At 62.3% G+C, this 21,644-nt stretch carries 16 protein-coding genes; 4 read left to right on the plus strand and 12 right to left on the minus strand.

Annotated elements, in window-relative coordinates:
- Positions 1-89: 89 nt before the first annotated feature.
- Positions 90-1,175 (plus strand): catalase family peroxidase, encoded by a 1,086-nt coding sequence (locus tag AC1MEK_RS09965; protein ID WP_480396105.1) that lies wholly within the window; start codon positions 90-92, stop codon positions 1,173-1,175.
- Entirely contained in the window at positions 1,172-1,717 is a 546-nt protein-coding gene (locus AC1MEK_RS09970; protein ID WP_480396106.1) for a cytochrome b, read from the plus strand. The genes AC1MEK_RS09965 and AC1MEK_RS09970 overlap by 4 nt, the downstream gene beginning before the upstream one ends.
- A 178-nt stretch (positions 1,718-1,895) precedes the next feature.
- On the opposite strand, the gene AC1MEK_RS09975 is transcribed toward AC1MEK_RS09970, so the two are convergent.
- From AC1MEK_RS09975 to AC1MEK_RS09985, 3 genes are all read right to left on the minus strand, one after another.
- Positions 1,896-3,035, minus strand: a complete 1,140-nt coding sequence (locus tag AC1MEK_RS09975; RefSeq protein ID WP_480396415.1) for a M14 family metallopeptidase — start codon at positions 3,033-3,035, stop codon at positions 1,896-1,898.
- 176 nt (positions 3,036-3,211) lie between these two features.
- Positions 3,212-3,739, minus strand: a complete 528-nt coding sequence (locus tag AC1MEK_RS09980) for a sigma factor-like helix-turn-helix DNA-binding protein (RefSeq protein ID WP_480396107.1) — start codon at positions 3,737-3,739, stop codon at positions 3,212-3,214.
- Between the two features lie 629 nt (positions 3,740-4,368).
- The gene (locus tag AC1MEK_RS09985; RefSeq protein WP_480396108.1) at positions 4,369-4,836 is read right to left on the minus strand and encodes an Lrp/AsnC family transcriptional regulator; all 468 of its coding nucleotides are present in this window, start codon (positions 4,834-4,836) and stop codon (positions 4,369-4,371) included.
- A gap of 222 nt (positions 4,837-5,058) precedes the next feature.
- Here AC1MEK_RS09985 and AC1MEK_RS09990 point away from each other — a divergent pair, with 222 nt between their 5' ends.
- On the plus strand, positions 5,059-8,544 hold the full coding sequence (locus tag AC1MEK_RS09990) for an indolepyruvate ferredoxin oxidoreductase family protein (RefSeq protein WP_480396109.1): 3,486 nt from the start codon (positions 5,059-5,061) through the stop codon (positions 8,542-8,544).
- 101 nt (positions 8,545-8,645) lie between these two features.
- On the opposite strand, the gene AC1MEK_RS09995 is transcribed toward AC1MEK_RS09990, so the two are convergent.
- The 7 genes from AC1MEK_RS09995 to AC1MEK_RS10025 form a co-directional block, all read right to left on the minus strand.
- Positions 8,646-10,610: an acetyl/propionyl/methylcrotonyl-CoA carboxylase subunit alpha gene (locus AC1MEK_RS09995; RefSeq protein ID WP_480396110.1), complete on the minus strand. Its 1,965-nt coding sequence runs from the start codon at positions 10,608-10,610 to the stop codon at positions 8,646-8,648.
- On the minus strand, positions 10,607-11,440 hold the full coding sequence (locus tag AC1MEK_RS10000; protein WP_480396416.1) for a gamma-carboxygeranoyl-CoA hydratase: 834 nt from the start codon (positions 11,438-11,440) through the stop codon (positions 10,607-10,609). The genes AC1MEK_RS09995 and AC1MEK_RS10000 overlap by 4 nt, the downstream gene beginning before the upstream one ends.
- A 27-nt stretch (positions 11,441-11,467) precedes the next feature.
- On the minus strand, positions 11,468-13,075 hold the full coding sequence (locus AC1MEK_RS10005; RefSeq protein WP_480396111.1) for a carboxyl transferase domain-containing protein: 1,608 nt from the start codon (positions 13,073-13,075) through the stop codon (positions 11,468-11,470).
- Between the two features lie 16 nt (positions 13,076-13,091).
- A complete protein-coding gene (locus AC1MEK_RS10010) occupies positions 13,092-14,255 on the minus strand; it encodes an isovaleryl-CoA dehydrogenase (RefSeq protein ID WP_480396112.1) in 1,164 nt (387 codons plus the stop codon).
- 802 nt (positions 14,256-15,057) lie between these two features.
- Entirely contained in the window at positions 15,058-15,972 is a 915-nt protein-coding gene (locus tag AC1MEK_RS10015) for a hydroxymethylglutaryl-CoA lyase (RefSeq protein ID WP_480396113.1), read from the minus strand.
- 128 nt (positions 15,973-16,100) lie between these two features.
- Positions 16,101-16,481, minus strand: coding sequence for a MerR family transcriptional regulator (locus tag AC1MEK_RS10020; protein ID WP_480396114.1), 381 nt, complete (start codon positions 16,479-16,481; stop codon positions 16,101-16,103).
- Positions 16,482-16,748: 267 nt separating this feature from the next.
- On the minus strand, positions 16,749-17,681 hold the full coding sequence (locus AC1MEK_RS10025) for a LysR family transcriptional regulator (RefSeq protein WP_480396115.1): 933 nt from the start codon (positions 17,679-17,681) through the stop codon (positions 16,749-16,751).
- 180 nt (positions 17,682-17,861) lie between these two features.
- Here AC1MEK_RS10025 and AC1MEK_RS10030 point away from each other — a divergent pair, with 180 nt between their 5' ends.
- The gene (locus AC1MEK_RS10030) at positions 17,862-19,094 is read left to right on the plus strand and encodes an acyl-CoA dehydrogenase (RefSeq protein ID WP_480396116.1); all 1,233 of its coding nucleotides are present in this window, start codon (positions 17,862-17,864) and stop codon (positions 19,092-19,094) included.
- 140 nt (positions 19,095-19,234) lie between these two features.
- Here AC1MEK_RS10030 and AC1MEK_RS10035 read toward each other — a convergent pair whose 3' ends face one another.
- Positions 19,235-20,590: a substrate-binding domain-containing protein gene (locus AC1MEK_RS10035; protein ID WP_480396117.1), complete on the minus strand. Its 1,356-nt coding sequence runs from the start codon at positions 20,588-20,590 to the stop codon at positions 19,235-19,237.
- 196 nt (positions 20,591-20,786) lie between these two features.
- Positions 20,787-21,599 carry an exodeoxyribonuclease III gene (gene xthA / locus AC1MEK_RS10040; protein WP_480396118.1) on the minus strand — a complete coding sequence of 271 codons (813 nt, stop codon included), beginning with the start codon at positions 21,597-21,599 and terminating at the stop codon, positions 20,787-20,789.
- Between the last annotated feature and the right edge of the window lie 45 nt (positions 21,600-21,644).

The following is a 21,644-nucleotide window of genomic DNA, read 5'->3' on the forward strand; positions in this document are numbered from 1 at the left end:
ATGGAATAACCGCGTCTGCGCCGCGTCACACCCTGTGAACCGTTTCAGTTCCTGACATTTCGAGAGGCCACAGGCCCGGAGCGTGACCGATGATTGAACCTGAGCCGCCACACCTGCGTAAACCTCCCTTGAGCACACCCGAAAAACTCGCCCGCTTGGGCGGTATCGGCCTGATCTTGCTGCTGGCCGCCGGGGCGTTTGCCTACGTCAATGGCAGCCTTGACCCACAACGGCTGACGCCCGCGCGAGTGGTCGATGTGTTTGAGCACAACAACGGCATCCACCCCGGTTATCGCCGCAATCACCCCAAAGGCATCTGCGTGGCGGGGTATTTCGAGAGCAATGGCGCGGCCAGCGCGCTGTCCCGCGCACAGGTATTCGCCGCCGGGCGTACCCCGGTGATCGGCAGGCTGGCGCTGCCCACGGGCAACCCTTATTCGCCGGACAGCGCCGCGCCGATCCGCAGCTTCGCGGTGCAATTCACCCAAAAGGACGGCCAGCAATGGCGCAGTGGCATGAACAGCATGCCGGTGTTCCCGGTGGGTACGGTCGAGGCGTTCGTCGACCTGCAGAAAGCCACGGCGCCCGACCCGAAAACCGGCAAGCCGGACCCGGCCAAGCCGCCGGCATTCTTTGCCGCGCACCCGGAAGCCCAGCCATTTCTGGCGTGGGTCAAGACCGCGAAACCCTCCGCCAGCTTCGTGACCGAAACCTACAACAGCGTCAACGCCTTCGTGCTGGTCGATGCCCAAGGCAAGCGCCAGCCGGTGCGCTGGAGCCTGGTGCCCGAGGCCAAAAGCGATGCCCCGGCGCCGGATGCCAAGGACTACCTGCAACAGGACTTGTCTGAAAAGCTGGCCAGTGGCCCGCAGCGCTGGAGCCTGGTGCTGACCCTGGCCAACCCGCAGGATCCGACCAATGACGCCTCCAAGGCGTGGACCGGCGAGCACAAGACGGTAAATGCCGGGACCCTGGTGGTGGATGGCGACAGTTCGCAGCTGGACGGCGCCTGCCGCGACATCAACTATGACCCGCTAGTGCTGCCCAACGGCATCGAAGGCTCGGACGATCCGTTGCTGGCTGCGCGTTCAGCCGCCTATGCCGCGTCCTACATGCGCCGCACGTCTGAAGTCGGCCAACTGGAGAAATCGTCTGCGCAGGAGAAGCAGCCATGAGTACCTCAACCAAGCACTTCGCTCCGCTGGCCCGGGCCCTGCACTGGCTGATGGCCGTTATGGTCATCGCGATGCTGTTCATCGGCGCCGGCATGGTGGCTTCGGTGTCAGAGCGCCATGAATGGCTGTTGAACCTGCACAAGCCGCTGGGCATCGCGATTCTGCTGCTGGTGATCATGCGTCTGATTGTGCGTTTTTGCAGCGTCACCCCGGCGTTGCCTGCTGATTTGCCGGTCTGGCAGGCGCTGGCGGCGAAGCTCTCGCACTACCTGTTGTACGCGTTGATGCTGGCGATGCCGTTGATTGGCTGGGCGATGATTTCAGCGGCGGGGGACCCGGTCATGCTCGGCAGCTCCATTCGCCTGCCGTCCATCGTCGCCGCTCACGCCGAAACCTTCGCCTTCCTGCGTGCGGCTCATCGTTATTTGGCGTATCTATTCTTTCTGACCATCCTCGCGCACCTTGGCGCGGCGTTGTTCCATGGATGGGTACGGCGAGACGAGGTGCTGGACAGCATGCTGCGGGGCAGATCGCGCGGGTAGATGGTTAGGCGTGCATCTGTAGCAGTCCGGCTCGCCGGCGGCAGCGACCTCAAGGACGCACCCGCCGGCAAGCCGTGCTGCTACGGGGCCGAGGTTGCACACAAATCCCGTAGCAGCCGGGCTTGCCCGCGGGATCGATCGTGAGAGCGCCGCCGCCGGCAAGCCGTACAGACTGACGTCAGCGCAACACCGAAACCATCTCGCCCAGGGTCGCCAGCACGTCACGCGCCAGTTGCTTGGAGCGCTTGCCCGACCAGCCAGTAATGACATCTGGCGCATCGTCGTTGTCCTTGAACGGCATTTCCAGGGTCAGCGCCAGGCATTTATAGCGCTCACCCACGCTGTTGCACGCCAGGTTCATGTTGGCCTGGCCGGGCTCGGCGCGCGGGTAGCCGAAGCGGGTCTGGAAGTCTTTGGTGCGACCACTCAGGCGCGCGCGGAAATCGGCTTCCAGTTCGCGTTGCTTGTCGGTGTAACCCGGGTTGCCTTCGCAGGCAGCGGTGAACACGTAGGGAATTTCCTCGTCGCCGTGTACGTCGAGGAACATGTCCACGCCGTATTTTTCCATCTGCTCCTTGACGAAAAACACCTCCGGGCTCAGCTCCGGGGTCGAATCCTGCCAAGCGCGGTTCAGGTCCTTGCCTTGGGCGTTGGTACGCAGATGGCCATGGAACGAGCCATCCGGGTTCATGTGCGGCACAAGGTACAGATCCGCCGACGCCAGCAGCGCCTGCAATTGCTCGTCGTTCTCCTGCAGGCGCTCGATCACGCCTTCCATGAACCATTCGGCCATGTGCTCGCCGGGGTGTTGCTGGGCGATGATCCAGATCTTGCGCTTGCCCTCACTGCCGTCACCCTTGCGCAGCAGCGGGATGTCGCGGCCTTCGACGCTCTTGCCGGTGGCCAGCAACTCGGTGCCGGTCTTGTTCAGCGCCTGCTCGATCAGCCAGTCGTGACGCTCGCGGCTGTAAGGTTCGAAATAGGCGAACCAGATCTGTGGCTGCTCCGGCGACAGCGCGAAGTTCAGGGCCTTGCCGTCGAAGTGGCTGGGTACGCGGAACCAGGTTTTCTGGTCATAGGACGCGGCGGCGTTGTAGCCGGTCCAGGCGCGGTTGTAGCTCGATTCGCTGGCGTTGGTCAGGCTGAAGGCGTGGGGCTGGCCGACCTGCATGCCGTCGACCTTGAAGTGGAACCACTGGAAATGCGCGCTGCGGGTATCGGGGCGGATGGCCAGTTGCACGTTCTGCGGGTTGCTGGTGTCGAGCACCACGACGTTGCCACTGTCGAAATCACAGGTCACGGAAAGCGGGGTCTGAATCACGGGAAGATCCTGAGTACGTTAATGCCAACTCAACGCCCGTCAGGTGATTGTCCCGATCACTCGGGACGGCCACGCCGGGCTGTTATATGACGATTACTTTACACGGATCAAAGGGGCGTACCGCGACAGAAACTTCTGCCAATGAGTCATCCCGGCCTGCCACGCCGGCACACTCAGACAAAGGCTTCGGCGGTCATCAACAGGCTGCACAGGAAGGCCGTCAGCACCAGCCAGGCGATGTACACCCGGCGCTTGCGGCGGTAGCCACCACTGGCGCCCAGCATCGCAGCCGGCGCTTCGAGCTTGCGCCACAGGCGCTCAGTGTGCTGGAAGGCGCTCAAGTGGCGATGGTCGGCGTCGAGCCAGTGGCGGAATTCGATGCGCTGGCTGGCGGTGGCCAACGGGCTCTGCAGGTGAACGTACCAGCGATGGGCCTGCAGGCGGGTTTCGTCGTCCGCACTCGGCTCGTCGCATTGCTCGAGCAGGCGCACCATGGCGCGTTCTACCGACTCGATGTCGATTTCCAGCAAACGGGCAATATCGGCATAGGCCATCCCGTCCAGGCGGCTCAGCAGAAAGACCTGTTGGGTCTTGCGCGGCAGCTTCTGGATGCGGCGACGGAAAAGGTCGGTTTCAGGGCTGGCCGACGCGTCCGGTTGGCGCGTTGGCAGGGAGAACGGGGAGGTGAGCTGATTAGTCATGGCATTTCACTCGCGTATCGTCCGTGGATCATCCGATGGGAGGAGTGGGGGCATCGTCCGTGATGCGCAACGATGTTAGTGCTTATGAGATTCATTCTCAAGTGTGGCAGGTCGTTTTTCTCAACTTTTTTACCAAATATGTCGTTTTTGACCGCTCTGGCAGTTCAGCGCTCAATTTTCTTTTGCTATCATGCGCGCCATCGCTGAGGCATGACACAGAATCATGACCCGCCAACGCTCTTCATTAGCCTGAAGAAGCAGCACCAGACCGAACCCAGACCCTTGAAGGGCACGAAAAAAAAAGACCCGGCAAAAAGCCGGGTCAAAAACCGTGATTAGCCTGATGAGGAGATAATCCGGAAGCCGACCTAAGGCTTCTGGGTTACCAACCAGTCTCGCGACTGGTTGCGCTCAATAATAATCATTATCATTTGCACGTCAAATGTTTTTTCGCATTTGCGTGAACAATATTTTTCGCGCGTCTTCCCGCATTCAAAGACCTCAAGACTGACCGCCCGTAGCAGCACGGCTTGCCGGCGGGTTGGCCCGTACGATCACCCTCCAGTTCAAGATCGATCCCGCCGGCAAGCCGTGCTGCTACGGGGGCGGCGGTGTGAACACAATCAACGTCAATCCAGCGGCAACTCGGTCGTCCTCTTGACCACGCTCATCGCAATGTTCGAATGCGCCTCCTGCACATGGGGGCTCTGCAGCAGGTGATCGCGCAGGAAGCGCTCGTAACTGGCAATGTCCTGGACCACCACCTTGAGCATGAAATCCATGTCCCCGGCCATGGTGTAGCACTCCAGCACCTCGGGAAAACCGGTGATGGCCTGCTCGAATTCGGTGAGGTAGCGCCGCCCGTGCCCCGACAGCTTGACGTCGACGAACACGGTCATGGTCAGCCCCAGGCTGGCCGGATTGAGCAGCGCGACCTTGCGCTCGATCACGCCTTCTTCCTGCAGCCGATTGATCCGCCGCCAACAGGGCGATTGCGACAGCTCCACGCGCTCGGCGATTTCGGCGGCGGACATATCGGCGTCGCGCTGCAGCAGGCGAAGGATTTTGCGATCGAGGGGGCTCAGTTTGACCTGCATGAATTGACCCTTTTTTATTCTTTAAATGAAACAGGCATGCAGGATTTCAGCAGATCGGGGCCCATTTAGAAAGAAAAAGCCTGCGCGGCGCAGGCAGTATGGGTGCTGTGAATGCTGGGTCAACCGTCCCGGCGTCCGGGCTGTAAAGGCGTCACTCACAAGGCCACGCCAGCACCGCCCGCCACATTCAAAACGCACTAATAAAAACAAAGGAGTGCCTGAATGTCTTTGGCTGATATTCGTCTGGATGATAAGTACCGGCTCGCCACCGGCCATCTGTACCTCACCGGAACCCAGGCTCTGACCCGCCTGCCGATGCTGCAAAAGCAGCGCGACGAAGCCAGCGGGCTCAATACCGCAGGGTTCATTTCCGGTTATCGCGGCTCGCCCTTGGGCAACCTCGACAAGAGCCTGTGGGATGCCAAGGATTACCTGCAGGAAAATGCCATCCATTTTCAGCCCGGCGTCAACGAAGAGTTGGCGGCCACGGCGGTGTGGGGCAGCCAACAGGTCAATCTGTTTCCCCACGGCAAGTACGACGGCGTGTTCGCCTTGTGGTACGGCAAGGGGCCAGGCGTCGATCGCTGCGGCGACGTCTTCAAGCACGGTAACTCGGCCGGTGTCGCTGAAAATGGCGGGGTGCTGATCCTCGCGGGCGACGACCATGGCTGCAAATCCTCGACCATCGCCCACCAGAGCGAGCACGCTTTCATCGCGGCGATGATTCCGGTGCTCAACCCCAGCAACGTCCAGGAAATCCTCGACTACGGCATCATCGGCTGGGAGCTGTCGCGCTACAGCGGGTGCTGGGTGGCGATGAAAACCATTGCCGAAAACGTCGACTCCTCGGCGGTGGTGGAAGTCGATCCGCTGCGCATCCAGACGCAAATTCCCGAAGACTTCGAGCTGCCCGAAGGCGGCCTGCACATTCGCTGGCCTGACCCGCCGCTGGCGCAGGAAGCGCGCCTCAATACTTACAAGATCTACGCCGCCCGCGCGTTCGCCCGGGCCAACAACCTCAACAAAGTGGTGATCGACTCGCCGACGCCGCGCCTGGGCATCATCACCACCGGCAAATCCTATTTGGACGTGCGCCAGGCACTGGAAGAACTGGGCATCGACGAAGCGCTGTGCGCCTCGGTCGGCATTCGCGTGCTCAAGGTGGGCATGAGCTGGCCGCTGGAACCGGTGTCGGTGCACGACTTCGCCGAAGGCCTGGACGAGATTCTGGTGGTCGAGGAAAAACGCAGCGTCATCGAGGACCAGTTGACCGGCCAGTTGTACAACTGGCCGGTGGATCAACGCCCTCGGGTCGTCGGCGAATTTGACGAGGATGGCCGCTCATTGCTGCCAAACCTTGCCGAATTGACCCCGGCGATGATTGCCCGGGTGATCGCCAAACGCCTTGCGCCGATCTACAGCAGCGCGAAAATCGAAGCGCGCCTGCAATTCCTCGCCGACAAGGAAAAGGCCCTGGCCGCGCCGCTGTTCAAGACTCAGCGCACCCCGCATTTCTGTTCGGGCTGCCCACACAACAGCTCGACCAAGGTGCCCGAAGGCAGCCGCGCGCTGGCGGGCATCGGCTGCCATTACATGACCATCTGGATGGACCGGGAAACCGACACCTTCACCCAGATGGGCGGCGAGGGCGTGACCTGGATCGGCCAGGCGCCGTTCACCGAAACGCCTCACGTGTTCCAGAACCTGGGCGACGGCACCTACTTCCACTCCGGCCATCTGGCCCTGCGTGCGGCCGTCGCGTCGAAGGTCAACATCACTTACAAGATCCTCTACAACGACGCCGTGGCGATGACCGGCGGCCAGCCTATCGACGGCATCCTGCGGGTCGATCAGCTCAGCCGCCAGGTGTTCAACGAAGGCGTGCAGCGCATTGCGCTGGTCTCGGATGATCCGGACAAATACCCGAGCCGCGAGGCCTTCGCGCCGATCACTACCTTCCACCATCGCCGCGACCTGGACAGCGTGCAGCGTGAACTGCGCGAATTCAAAGGCGTGTCGGTGATCATTTATGACCAGACCTGTGCCACCGAGAAACGCCGTCGGCGCAAGCGCGGGACCATGCTCGATCTCGACAAGCGCGCGGTGATCAACCCGGCGGTCTGCGAGGGTTGCGGGGATTGCGGCGCCAAGTCCGGCTGCCTGTCGATTCTGCCCAAAGAGACCGCAGAAGGGCGCAAGCGCGAGATCGACCAGAGCGCCTGCAACAAGGATTTCAGCTGCGTCGAAGGCTTCTGCCCGAGCTTCGTCACCGTTCACGGCGGCAAGCTGCGCAAGCCGCAACGGCCCGAGCAGACCCAGGTGTTCGCCCAATTGCCGGAGCCTGAGCTGCCAAGCCTTGCGCATCCGTTCAACATTCTGCTGCCCGGCGTGGGCGGCACCGGCGTGACCACCGTGGGCGCGATGCTCGGTTTTGCCGCGAACCTGGAAGGCAAGGGCTGCAGTGTGCTGGATCAGGCGGGCCTGGCGCAGAAGTTCGGCCCGGTGGTCAGCCATATCCGCATCGCCGCGCGCCAGGAGGACCTGTTTGCCGTGCGTATCGCTGCCGGTGAGGCGCATCTGTTGCTGGGGTGCGACCTGCTGGTGTCCTCGGGGCCGGACGCCATCGCCAAGCTCAACAGCGACAAATCCTACGCCGTGGTCAACAGCCAGCAGACACCGACTGCGGAATTTACCCGAAACCCGGATGCCGAATTCCCCGCTGAAGCCATGATGCAGACCATCAAGGACGCGGTGGGCGCAGAGAAAACCCATTTCGTCCAGGCCACGGATCTGGCAACCAAACTGATGGGCGACAGCATCGCGAGCAACCTGTTCATGCTCGGCTACGCCTACCAGTTGGGCCTGATTCCGCTGACCTCCAAGGCAATCGAGAAGGCCATCGAGCTCAACGGCGTGGCGGTGACGCTCAACCAGCAAGCGTTTCTCTGGGGCCGTCGTGCGGCGTTCGATCTGCCTGCGGTGGAAAAGGCGGCCAATCCTCAGGCCGTGGCGACAAAAGAGCCTGTGGAGCTGACCCTCGAACAGCGCCTGGCGAAGAACGCGAAGGCCCTGAGCGAGTACCAGAACGACGCCTATGCCAAACGTTATCTGGCGCTGGTCAGCAAGGTTCGCGAGGCCGAAGGCCGTCTGTATCCGGGCCAACCGCTGGTGCTGACCGAGGCCGTGGCCTTCAACTACTTCAAGGTGCTGGCCTACAAGGACGAGTACGAAGTCGCACGGTTGTACAGCAATGGCGAGTTCACCCGGCAGTTGCAGGCGCAGTTCGAAGGCGATTACCGGCTGGAATTCCATCTGGCGCCGTCGTGGCTGGCCAAGCGCGATCCGCATAACGGCACGCCGCGCAAGCGCAGCTTCGGTCCGTGGATGGTCAAGGCGTTCGATGTACTGGCGAAGTTCAAATTCCTCCGTGGCACGGCGTTCGACCCATTTGGCCGCAGCCTGGAACGGCGTCAGGAGCGGGAATTGATCGACAGCTACGTGGGTGATGTCGAGCTGATCCTCAATCACCTGACCGCCGGCAATCGCCTCAGCGCGTTGAACCTGGCACGGCTGCCCGAGCGAATTCGCGGTTACGGCCATGTCAAGGAAAGCGCAATGAAGGCCGCGGCATTGCAAGCGGTGCGCATGCGCCAGAGCTTGATCAGCGGGGAAGTGGAATTGCCGAAGTTGTATGAAGTAGCCGCATAGCGTTGTAGGAGCGCGCTTGCCCGCGATGACGGAGTTCCAGCCACCAAGGATGGTGATGGCACAATCGTATCGCGGGCAAGCGCGCTCCTACGGATGGATATTCAATCTGTCTTCAACTCCACCAAAACCGTCCCTTCACTGACCATCTCGCCCTCCGTGCAATACAACGCCGCAACGCTCCCGGCATGGCTGGCACGAATGCTGTGCTCCATCTTCATCGCCTCGAGCACCACCAGCGGCATACCGGCTTCAACCTGATCGCCAACCGCCACTAATACCCTGACGATACTGCCGTTCATGGGCGCGCTGAGGCCGCCTTGCTGGGTGTGGCTGGCCTCGACGGCAGCGATCGGGTCAAAGCGTTTGATCGCGTGCAGCTCGCCTTGCCAGCCCAGATATAGGGTGTCTGCGTCCCGGATCGCCGTTGTCTGGCGACGCAGGCCATCACGCTCGATGATCAGTCGCTCTCCGGTCAGTCGAAGACCGTCTGTTTCGCTCGAACGCAACTTGATCGAGCGATGCTCCGCACCGCACCTCAAATGCACATCGACGTCTTTGGCCAAACCCAGGCGCAGCCCGTCAGTCGCGGCCCAAGGGGAATGCGGGTCATCGTCGCGTACTGTCGCTGGCGTGCTCAGTTGCCAGGCTTGGGCCGCCAATTGCCAGAATTCATCGGACAAACTTTCGGCGTCTGGCAGCAGCTCACTCTGATAACGCGGAATGAACCCGGTATCCAGCTCGGCTGCGGCAAAGGCCGGATGGGCGATGATCCGGCGCAGGAACGCCAGGTTGGTGCGCACACCGGCAATGGCAAACTCGTCGAGCATCGACAGCAGACGCAAGCGCGCCTGTTCGCGGTCTTCGCCCCAGGCGATCAGCTTGCCGAGCATCGGGTCGTAGAACGGCGAGATCTCATCGCCTTCGCTCACGCCGCTGTCGACCCGCCGCCCCGCGCCCTGGGCCGATTCCCGATAGACCGCCAGCGTGCCGGTGGCGGGCAGGAAGTCATTGGCCGGGTCTTCGGCGTACAGCCGCACTTCGATGGCGTGGCCCTTTAGCGGCACCTGATCCTGGGTGATCGGCAGCGGCTCGCCCTGGGCCACGCGGATCTGCCAGGCCACCAGGTCCAGCCCGGTGATGGCTTCGGTGACCGGGTGCTCGACCTGCAGCCGGGTGTTCATTTCCATGAAGAAAAATTCGCCGCGGGCATCCAGCAGAAACTCCACGGTACCTGCGCCCACGTAACCGATCGCTTGCGCGGCCCGCACTGCGGCCTCGCCCATGGCGCGCCGCAAGTCGGGACTCAGGCCGGGAGCCGGGGCTTCTTCCACGACTTTCTGATGGCGGCGCTGGATGGAGCAGTCGCGCTCGTTGAGGTACAGGCAGTTGCCGTGCTGGTCGGCGAACACCTGGATTTCCACGTGACGCGGCTTGAGGACGTATTTTTCCACCAGCATCCGCGAGTCGCCGAACGAGGATTGCGCCTCGCGCTGGGCCGATTCCAGCGCCTGGGCCAGGTCCTCATCGCGTTCGACGACTTTCATGCCCTTGCCGCCGCCGCCCGCCGTGGCCTTGAGCAGCACCGGGTAACCGATGCGTGCTGCGGCGTCGCGGAAGGTCGCTGCATCTTGCGCCTCGCCGTGGTAACCGGGCACCAGTGGCACGCCGGCGGCTTCCATGAGCGATTTGGCTGCCGACTTGCTGCCCATCGAGTCGATGGCCGAGGCGGGCGGGCCGAGGAAGACCAGGCCGGCCTGTTCCACTGCGCGGGCAAACCCGGCGTTTTCAGAGAGGAACCCGTAGCCGGGATGGATCGCCTGGGCGCCACTGCTTTTGGCGGCGGCGATCAGCTTGTCAATCTGCAGGTAACTGTCGGCGGCCTTGCTGCCGCCCAGGTCCACGGCGATATCGGCTTCGCGCACATGCCGGGCGTTGCGGTCGGTGGCGCTGTGGACCGCCACGGTGGTCAGGCCCATGGCTTTGGCGGTGCGCATCACGCGGCAGGCGATTTCGCCACGGTTGGCGATCATGATCGAAGTCAGGGTGGTCTTGGCTACGCCACTCATGTGCGAGGCTCTCCGTTCTTGTCATTCGAGGGCGTGGTGTCGGCGCGCCAGGCAGGCTCGCGCTTTTGCAGAAACGCCCGCAGGCCTTCCTGGCCTTCGGCGCTGACCCGGATGCGGGCGATGGCGCTTTCGCAGAAACGCCGCAGCGGCGCGGTCAACTCGCCGTGGCCTACCTCGCGCAGCAGGTCCTTGCTCACGCGCATGGCCTGCGGGCTGTTGAGCAGCAGGTTGTCGACCCATTGCGTCACCGCCGCCGGCAGTTCTTCGGCCGGATACGCCTCGGCCAGCAGGCCGATTTCCCGGGCGCGTACGCCATCGAAGCGCTCGGCGGTCAGGGCATAGCGCCGCGCATGCCGCTCGCCGATGGCCTGAATCACGAAGGGGCTGATCACGGCCGGGGCCAGGCCAATCTTCACTTCCGACAGGCAGAACTGTGCGTCGCTGGCGCCAATGGCCATGTCACAGCAACTGATCAGGCCCAGCGCGCCGCCGTATGCGGCGCCTTGCACCACCGCCAGGGTCGGCAGCTTGAGCTTGGCGAGGTTGTACATCAGCTCGCCCAGCTCCCGGGCGTCGGCCAGGTTGGTGTTGTAGTCCAGATTGGCCGATTCCTGCATCCAGGCCAGATCCGCGCCGGCGCTGAAATGCCGGCCGCGGGCGCGCAGCAGCATGAAACGCAGGCTGGCGTCGGCCTGGATGCGCTCCAGGGCGATGAGCAGCTCGCGGATCATCTGCGCGTTGAAGGCGTTGTTCTTTTCCGCGCGGTCGAGCCACAGGGTGACAAAGCCGCGCGGGTCGCGTTCCAGTTCCAGCGTGTCGAAGTCATTCATGACGTCGTTCATGACAGCTCCCTTGGGTCACATGCGGAACACGCCGAAGCGGGTCGCTTCGACGGGCGCGTTCAGTGAGGCGCTGATGGCCAGCGCAAGGATGTCGCGGGTTTGCGCCGGGTCGATGACCCCGTCGTCCCACAGCCTGGCGCTGGAATAGTAGGGGTGGCCCTGGTGTTCGTACTGGTCGAGGATCGGCCGCTTGATCTCGACTTCCTGCTCGGCGCTGAACGGCTGGCCGCTGCGTTCGGCCTGCTCGCGCTTGACCTGTGCCAGCACGCCCGCCGCCTGCTCGCCGCCCATCACGCCGATCCGCGCGTTGGGCCACATCCACAGGAACCGCGGGTCGTAGGCGCGGCCGCACATGCCGTAGTTGCCGGCGCCAAAGCTGCCGCCGATGATCACCGTGAACTTGGGCACACTGGCGCAAGCCACGGCGGTGACCAGTTTGGCGCCGTGCTTGGCGATGCCGCCGGCCTCGTACTTCTGGCCGACCATGAAGCCGGTGATGTTCTGCAAAAAGATCAGCGGGATGCCGCGCTGGCAGGCCAGCTCGATAAAGTGCGCGCCTTTTTGCGCAGCTTCGGCGAACAGGATGCCGTTGTTGGCCAGGATCGCCACTGGATAGCCATGCAGATGGGCGAAGCCGCAGACCAGCGTGGTGCCGAACAGGGCCTTGAATTCGTCGAACACCGAGCCATCCACCAGCCGCGCGATCACTTCGCGCACATCGAAAGGCTGCTTGGGGTCGGCAGAGATAACGCCGTAGAGTTCGTCAGCGGGGTAGAGCGGCGCGATCGCTGCCCGTTGCTGAACTTGGCCCAGTTTGCGCCAGTTGAGGTTGGCGACGCTGCGTCGGGCCAGTTCCAGTGCGTGTTCGTCGCTGTCGGCGTAATGATCGGCCACGCCGGAGATCTTGCAATGCACGTCGGCGCCGCCCAGATCCTCGGCGCTGACCACCTCGCCGGTGGCGGCTTTGACCAGCGGCGGACCGGCCAGGAAAATCGTCGCCTGCTGGCGCACCATGATCGCCTCGTCGGCCATCGCTGGTACATAGGCGCCACCGGCGGTGCAGGAGCCCATGACCACCGCGATCTGCGGGATGCCCTGGGCGCTCATGTTGGCCTGATTGAAGAAGATTCGCCCGAAGTGCTCGCGATCGGGGAACACTTCGTCCTGGCGCGGCAGGTTGGCGCCGCCCGAATCCACCAGGTAAATGCAGGGCAGGCGGTTTTGCTGGGCGATGGCCTGGGCGCGCAGGTGCTTTTTCACCGTCAGCGGGTAATAGGTGCCGCCTTTGACCGTCGCGTCGTTGGCAATGATCATGCACTCGACGCCTTCGATGCGGCCGATCCCGGCGATGACCCCGGCGGCCGGCACGTCCTCGCCATACACCTCGAAGGCGGCCAACTGGCTGATTTCGAGGAACGGCGAGCCTGTGTCCAGCAAGCGGTTGATCCGCTCGCGAGGCAGCAACTTGCCTCGCGAAGTGTGGCGCTCCTGCGCTTTGGCGCCGCCACCTTCATGAACCCGGGCGAGCAGGGTGTGCAGCTCGTCCACCTGCTTGCACAACGCCTCGCTGTTGCCCTGAAACTCTGCCGAACGCGGATTGATGCGGGTCTGCACAATACTCATGCTGCCTCCTGCGCGCTTAGCGGGTTTCGTTGAACAGTTCGCGGCCAATCAGCATGCGACGGATCTCACTGGTCCCGGCGCCGATTTCGTACAGCTTGGCGTCGCGCAACAGACGGCCAGCGGGGAATTCGTTGATGTAGCCGTTGCCGCCGAGGATCTGGATCGTGTCCAGGGCCATCTGGGTGGCGCGCTCGGCGGTGTAGAGGATCACCCCGGCGGCGTCCTTGCGCGTGGTTTCGCCGCGCTCGCAGGCCTGGGCCACGGCGTACAGGTAGGCGCGGCTGGCGTTGAGCTGGGTGTACATGTCGGCGACCTTGCCTTGGATCAGCTGGAACTCGCCGATGCTCTGGCCGAACTGCTTGCGGTCGTGAATGTAGGGCAGCACCACGTCCATGCAGGCCTGCATGATCCCGGTCGGGCCGCCGGACAACACCACGCGCTCGTAATCCAGGCCGCTCATCAGCACCTTGACCCCGCCGTTGAGTGCGCCGAGCAGGTTTTCTTCAGGCACCTCGACATCGTCGAAGAACAGCTCGCAGGTGTTGGAGCCGCGCATGCCGAGCTTGTCGAACTTGTTGCTGCGGGAAAAACCCTTCCAGTCGCGCTCGACGATGAATGCGCTGATGCCGTGGGGGCCCTTGTCCAGGTCGGTCTTGGCGTAGATCACGTAGGTGTTGGCGTCCGGGCCGTTGGTGATCCAGGTCTTGCTGCCGTTGAGCACGAAGCGGTCGCCGCGCTTGTCGGCGCGCAGCTTCATCGACACCACGTCGGAGCCGGCATTGGGCTCGCTCATCGCCAGGGCACCGATGTGCTCGCCGCTGATCAATTTGGGCAGGTAGCGGGCTTTCTGCTCGGGATTGCCGTTGCGGTTGATCTGGTTCACGCACAGGTTGGAGTGCGCACCGTACGACAGCGCAACGGACGCCGAGCCACGGCTGATCTCTTCCATGGCCACCACGTGGGCCAGATAACCCAGGCCCGCGCCGCCGTACTCTTCGCCGACGGTAATGCCCAAAAGGCCCATCTCGCCGAATTTGCGCCACATGTCGGCGGGAAACAGGTTGTCCTTGTCGATCTGCGCGGCGCGGGGAGTGAGCTCTGCGGCGACGAAGGCCTGAACCTGATCGCGCAGCATGTCGAGGGTTTCGCCGAGGCCGAAATTGAGGGTGGGGTAGTTCATGAGACTGCGTTCCCTTGTTGTTCTTGGAGGGGCTGTCAGAGAGAGGTGATCTGCATAACCTTTACGTTAACGTAAACCTGTAGCTGATCGAATGTCAACGAGCGTGAGGTGCCGGCCGGTGGGTACGATACAAAACCGTAGCAGCACGGCTTGCCGGCGGGCGGTGTATCAGACGACATATTCGTCACAGACACACCGCACCCGCCGGCAAGCCGCGCTGCTACGTGTGCGAAGGGGGGAGGGAGAGTAGCGTTTTGCAAACGCCAGACAGCATGAAGGGGAGCCTGGGCTCCCCTCCGAATCGTTGCATGCTCTTTTTTGTTTTTAGGCGGCCTGTTGTTGTTTTTGGTGGCCAGACCTTTTTTGCTTTTTTGAGCGGCCCCCATCCGGGGCCAAGAGCAAACGTATTTTTTTGAGCGCTGATACTGCTTCGATCGTGCGATTCATCCGGTAGGTCGCTGCCTGCTGGCAGTTTTATTGTTCTCTGTCCGGGTGAGAGGCCTGGGCCTCACAAAGCGATCCACTCCAAAAAAATCAGTTAGCTGCGCCTCTGTCCGTATTGTTCTTGTTATATCAGAGCCGGTACGTCTTGTTTTTATTGGTTTGCTACGATTTTTTATTTTTGTTGTACGTAAGACATAGCAGATGCCATGCCAACTTTTTCAGGTTCCCGGAAACCGGGGCTTTGCGGGAAATCAGGGATTTGGCCAACCGCAAGAATCATGTCTGGGTGTTTCCGTGTTACCCGTTTCCAGCACCTCATTGCCGAACAGGGTAACACTCTGTGACAAGTTGTCGCACATCAGCCCGACAAACGCGGCTCTTTTTGAAAAGCTCGTGCCACCCGCGAGCCAGTGGCGCGCCCCAGCACCTGGCTGATGCGCTGGCCGGCGTGGATCAGTTTGTTCAGATCAATGCCGGTCTCGATGCCCAGCCCGTCGAGCATGTACAGCACGTCTTCACTGGCGACGTTGCCGCTGGCGCCTTTGGCATAGGGGCAGCCGCCCAGCCCGGCCACCGAGCTGTCGAAGGTCTGGATGCCTTCCAGGAGGCCTGCGTAAATGTTTGCCAGCGCCTGGCCGTAGGTATCGTGAAAATGCCCGGCCAACCGCTCGCGAGGGACCTGTGCGGCGACTGCCTCGAACAGCTGCCGGGTGGCGCCCGGTGTGCCGGTGCCGATGGTGTCCCCCAGTGACACTTCGTAACAGCCCATGGCGAACAGTTCGCTGGCCACTGCGGCCACCTGTTGCGGTGCCACCACGCCTTCGTACGGGCAGCCGAGCACGCAGGATACATAGCCACGTACCTGCACCCCGTGCAGGCGCGCGGCTTCCATGAGCGGCCGGAAGCGATCCAGGCTTTCGCTGATCGAGCAGTTGATGTTGCGCTGGGAAAATGCCTCGGACGCTGCGGCAAACACCGCGACTTCACGCACGCCTGCGGCCAGCGCATCCTCGAAACCGCGCAGGTTGGGTGCCAGGGCGGCGTAGGTCACGCCGTCCACGCGCTGGATACCGGCGAACACCTCGGCTGATCCGGCCATTTGGGGCACCCACTTGGGCGAAACGAAACTGCCGGCCTCGATGTAGCGAACGCCGGCGTCGGTCAGGTCGTGCACCAAACGAATCTTGTCCGCCACGCTGATGGGCTGCGATTCGTTCTGCAGCCCATCCCTGGGGCCGACCTCGACCAGGCGAACGTGTTGCGGGAGGGACATGGCGGTGCTCCTTTTATTCGTTGATGGCCAAACACGTTCCCGTAGCAGCCGGGCTTGCCCGCGGGACGATCTCAAGGGCGATGGTGACAGTGCGACTGTTCCCGCCGGCAGGCCGTGCTGCTACAGCGTTAAATCGCGCTACCTAATGCCAGCTTGCAACGCTCTTCAGCGGTATCCAGTTCCAGCTGCATCTGTTGAATATCCAGCAACTGCTGATCCAGCTGCGCCCGGCGTTCGGCGATCTTCTGCAGCATGGTGGTCAACTGCTTCTGGTTATCCCCGGTCGGGTCATACAGGCCGATCAGGTCGCGGCATTCGGCCAGGGAAAAACCGATGCGCTTGCCGCGCAGGATAAGCTTGAGGGTGACCTTGTCCTTGGCCGAGTAGATGCGTTCCAGGCCTCGGCGCTCAGGGCTGAGCATGCCTTGCTCTTCATAGAAACGAATGGTGCGGGTGGTGATGTCCAGCTCGCGGGCCAGATCGGAAATGCTGTAGGTGGGATGGCTCATGGATAGCTCGAAGAAGGGTGCTTCGGGCTAAGCTACGGCGAGGTTGACGTTAACGTCAAGGCAAACGTTCGAGATGGCGGATCTGTAGGAGCGAATTCATTCGCGAACGATGGTGCAGCTGACACTGATATGTCGGATGTACCGGCCAATCGCGAATGAATTCGCTCCTACAGGATCGGGCTCTATCCTCGAAATTACATGAGGTATTGCAATAAATAACTTTATAAATATGAGTTAAATATCTGATTTATAACGATTATGTATTTCTTAAAGTGCTTTCTCAGCTTTGCGTTCCTGCGCCGTCACCAACTGGCACAGCTCGATGATCTGCTCGCGCATCCAGCGGTTGGCCGGGTCCTGGTCGGTGCTCTCGTGCCAGTACAAATGGGTTTCCACGGTGGGTACGTCGTTGACTGGCAGGTAGACGAAATGCAGGTCGTTGCGCCGGGCGAAGCGCTCGGGCACGGTCATGACCATGTCGGTCTGTTGCAGCACCTGCGAGGCCATCAGGTAATGCTGGGAGCGCAGGGCGATCTTGCGCTGGATGCCCATCTTGCCCAGTGACAGGTCGACATAGCCCAGGCCGCTGCGGCGGCTGGAAATATGGATATGCGCTACGCCCAGGTAATCGTCCAGGGTGATGCTCTGCTTCTGCGCCAAGGGGTGGCCCTTGCGCATGGCGCAGACGTACTGGTCTTCCATCAGCTTGACGTGGCGCACCTGCGGGTCGGTGTTAAGCGGTGCGTCCACGGCAAAGTCCAGGCGGCCGGCTGCCAGTTCCTTGGTGGTTTCCCGGCGTCGGGACAGAAAACTCTCGATGGTCACCGCCGGTGCCAGGCGGCGCAGGCGCTGGAACAGCACGGGCAGAATCACCGCTTCGGTGAGGTCGGTCATGCTGATGCGGTAGTTCTTGATCGCCTGCAGCGGGTTGAAGATGCGGCTTTCCTGCACCGACACCCGCAGCAACGACAGGGCGTTGCGCACCGGCCCGATGATGTTCTGCGCCATGGGCGTGGGCACCATGCCCTGGGCGGTGCGCACGAACAGCGGGTCGTTGAAGGTTTCACGCAGCCGCGCCAGTGCGTTGGACACCGCAGGCTGGGTGATGCCGACGATCTGTCCGGCGCGGGTCAGGTTGGCCTCGGTGTAGATGGCATCGAACACGATGAAGAGGTTGAGATCGACCTTGCTCAGATTCATTGCTGCGCGCCCCCTGCGGATTTTTGTTGTCGGTTTTTTCGAGTCTTGCTGCTCGACCATTCGCCGATCATATATCGGTGATGAATGTTTATACACGCCGAGAATAGGTTAGATAAATAGAGAGGCGTGATCTAGCATCCGCTCATGTCTTGAAAACACCTCATCGGAAGGTAGCTGCCCATGGATTTCGCTTACTCCCCCAAGGTCCAGGAACTGCGCGAGCGCGTCACCGCGTTCATGGACGCTTACGTCTATCCCGCAGAGGCGGTGTTCGAGCGCCAGGTGGCCGAGGGGGATCGCTGGCAGCCCACCGCGATCATGGAAGAGCTCAAGGCCCGGGCCAAGGCCGAGGGCTTGTGGAACCTTTTCCTGCCCGAGTCGGAACTGGGGGCCGGGCTGACCAACCTGGAATACGCGCCGCTGGCGGAAATCATGGGTCGCTCGCTGCTGGGGCCTGAGCCGTTCAACTGCTCGGCGCCGGACACCGGCAACATGGAGGTGCTGGTGCGCTACGCCAGCGAAGCGCAGAAGCAGCAGTGGCTTGAGCCTTTGCTGCGCGGCGAGATCCGTTCGGCGTTCGCCATGACCGAGCCCGACGTTGCGTCGTCCGACGCCACCAACATGGCAGCCCGCGCGGTGCGCGACGGCGACCAGTGGGTGATCAACGGCCGTAAATGGTGGACTTCCGGTGCCTGCGATCCGCGCTGCAAGATCATGATTTTCATGGGCCTGAGCAACCCGGACGGCCCGCGCCATCAGCAGCATTCGATGATTCTGGTGCCTACTGATACGCCGGGCGTGAAGATCGTGCGGCCGTTGCCGGTGTTCGGTTACGACGACGCGCCCCACGGCCACGCCGAGGTGCTGTTCGAGAACGTGCGCGTGCCTTACGAGAACGTGCTGCTGGGCGAAGGGCGGGGCTTTGAGATCGCTCAGGGCCGCCTGGGGCCGGGGCGGATTCACCACTGCATGCGTTCGATCGGCATGGCCGAACGTGCGCTGGAACTGATGTGCAAACGTTCGGTGCAGCGTACGGCGTTTGGCCGACCTTTGGCGCGTTTGGGCGGCAATATCGACAAGATTGCCGATTCTCGCATGGAAATCGACATGGCCCGGCTGCTGACCCTCAAGGCCGCGTACATGATGGACACTGTCGGCAACAAGGTCGCCAAGAGCGAAATCGCCCAGATCAAGGTGGTCGCGCCCAACGTCGCGTTGCGGGTGATCGACCGGGCGATCCAGATCCACGGCGGCGCCGGCGTCAGCGGCGATTTCCCGCTGGCCTACATGTACGCGATGCAGCGTACCCTGCGCCTGGCGGACGGGCCGGACGAGGTGCATCGGGCGGCGATCGGCAAGTATGAAGTGGGCAAATATGTGCCCAAGGAGATGATGCGCAGCGAGCATCGTTGATACAGATACGGTGGGTAGGTGACATGTGGGAGTGAGCTTGCTCACGAAGGTGGTTCAGTCATGCGAATGTGTCGGTTTGACTGGGCATTCGTGAGCAAGCTCACTCCCACGATCAAAATTTTCGGCTGTCAGGGCGGTTATCACTCCACCCACACCTCGACCCGCCGGTTCTTGATCCGGCCCTCGTCGACTTCATTGGTCGCCACCGGCATTTCATCGCCCAATCCCTGCACATCGCGCAGGATCACCTGGCTTTTCAGCAATTCCCGGCGTACGGCCATGGCGCGCAGTTTCGACAGCAGCTGCGCCCGGGCCGGGTCGCTCTTGGCATCGCCGAAGCCCACCAGCGTGACCTTCTGATTGAGCTTGTCGTGGGATTTCAGGTATTCGACCACGCGCTTGATATCCAGCCGGGCCTTTGAGTCCAGCGTGGCGCTGCCCTGGGCGAAGCGGAAGTTCACCGACAGCCGCTCGGCCTCGCGGGTCAGTTCCTGATACTGCACGGGCATTTCCTGGGTCGGGCGCACCTTGACCGCTTGCACCGTCTGCGCGACGAATCCGTTCTGCGCCACGATCGACTGGCCTTGCGGGCTCTGGGCAAAGCGCACCAGCGCCTTGGCCCAGCGCTGCTGGCTGTCGGGCGGCAGATAGAAGTACAGGCGGCGGGAAAGCGGGTAGTCCTCGGTGGCGATCAGGCTGATGGTCGGCAGCATCGGCTTGGAATCCCCGTCGATGATCGCCACCGCTCGCGCCTTGCGCACGTAGGGCAGGCCGATGAAACCGATGCCTTGACGGTCACGGCTGACCTGGTCGGACAGTTCTTCGCTGGACTCGAAACGTTTGGCGTCAGGGTCCAGGGCCTTGCCGAACTTGGCCAGCACCAGCTCGAAGAAGGTGTCGAAGGTGCCGGACTGCTGATCCCGGGCATAGAGATGAATCGCGCCGCCGGTGCCTCCGACTTGTTCCCAATCGTGAATCGCTCCGGAAAAGATCCCGGCCAGATGGGCGGTGGTCAGCTCGCGCACGGGGTTGGCCGGGTTGAGGATCACCGCCACGCCGTCGATGGCGATCACTTGTTCGGCCTTGGGGTTGTGCAGGTTGCCCAGCGCCGCCAGTTCAGTGACTTCGCTGTCGCGGATGGGGCGGGAGGAGGCGGCAAGGTCCGCGCGGTTGGATTTCAGCGCGCTGAAACCGGTGCTGGAGCCGTGGGCGGCGATCTCGATATGCACCTGTTCACCGGACGGCAGTTGGCCCACGACGCGGGTTTCATTGGGGCGCGTGCCGGGTTGCTGCGCGACGGACCGCGCGCCTTGCTCGCCAAGCAGGCCCATGACCAGCGCCGGGCCCAGCTGCGCGCCAATGGTGTTGGAACCCTGGATGCGCAAGGCGGGGCTGCCGTCGGCGGGCGCGGGTAGCGGGGAGGCAAGAGAGAATCCCGGAAGCACTGCTGCCAGGGTGGCGGCGATGACCATGGAGAGAAAAGCGGTGCGCTGCATCTGCGGCATCTTCTTGTAAACAAAAGTTGCCGGAGAATAAGACAGTGGCGTTACAGGTATGTGACGAATGTGGGCCGATCATCACCCTCTGTAGGAGCGAATTTATTCGCGAAGCAATCGTGCATCCGACAAAAATGCGTCGGATGTACCGGCCATTCGCGAATGAATTCGCTCCTACAGAGCCGCCAGGGCCGCGTCAGCTCAATTCCAGCCAGATCGGCGCATGATCGGAAGGCTTTTCCATCCCGCGCAGTTCATAGTCCACGCCTGCGGCCTTGATCCGCGGCTGCAGGCCGTGGGACGCCATGATCAGATCGATGCGCAGGCCGCGCTTGGGTTCGTCTTCGAAACCGCGGCTGCGGTAGTCGAACCAGCTGAACTGGTCGATCACTTCCGGATACAGATGGCGGAAGCTGTCCACCAGGCCCCAGTTCTTCAGCTTGGCCATCCACTCGCGTTCTTCGGGCAGGAAGCTGCATTTGCCAGTCTTGAGCCAGCGCTTGGCGTTGTCGGGGCCGATGCCGATGTCGCTGTCTTCCGGGGAAATATTCACATCGCCCATCACCAGCAGCGGCTGATCGTTGGTGAAGCGGGTTTCCAGCAACTGCTGCAAGTCGGCGTAGAACTTGGTCTTGGCCGGGAACTTGGTGGGGTGATCGCGGCTTTCGCCCTGTGGGAAGTAGCCGTTCATGATCGTCACCGGCAAGCCGTTGCGATCAGCGAACGTGCCCCAGATGAAGCGGCGCTGGGCTTCCTCATCATCGGTGTCGAAACCTTTGTGCAGGCTCAGTGGCGCCTGGCGCGAGAGCAGGGCGACGCCGTAATGGCCCTTCTGGCCGTGGAAGTGAACGTGGTAGCCCAGCGCTTCGATTTCCGCTTGCGGGAACTGGTCGTCCGAGACCTTGGTTTCCTGCAGGCCGATGACGTCAGGCTGGTGTTTTTCAATCAGCGCCGCCAACTGGTGCGGACGGGCGCGCAGGCCGTTGATGTTGAAAGAAACAATTTTCATAGACGGCAGTCCTGGCAAAAAACAAAAAGCGATGCTAGCTGAGCG

This window comes from Pseudomonas sp. 2, assembly GCF_056627435.1.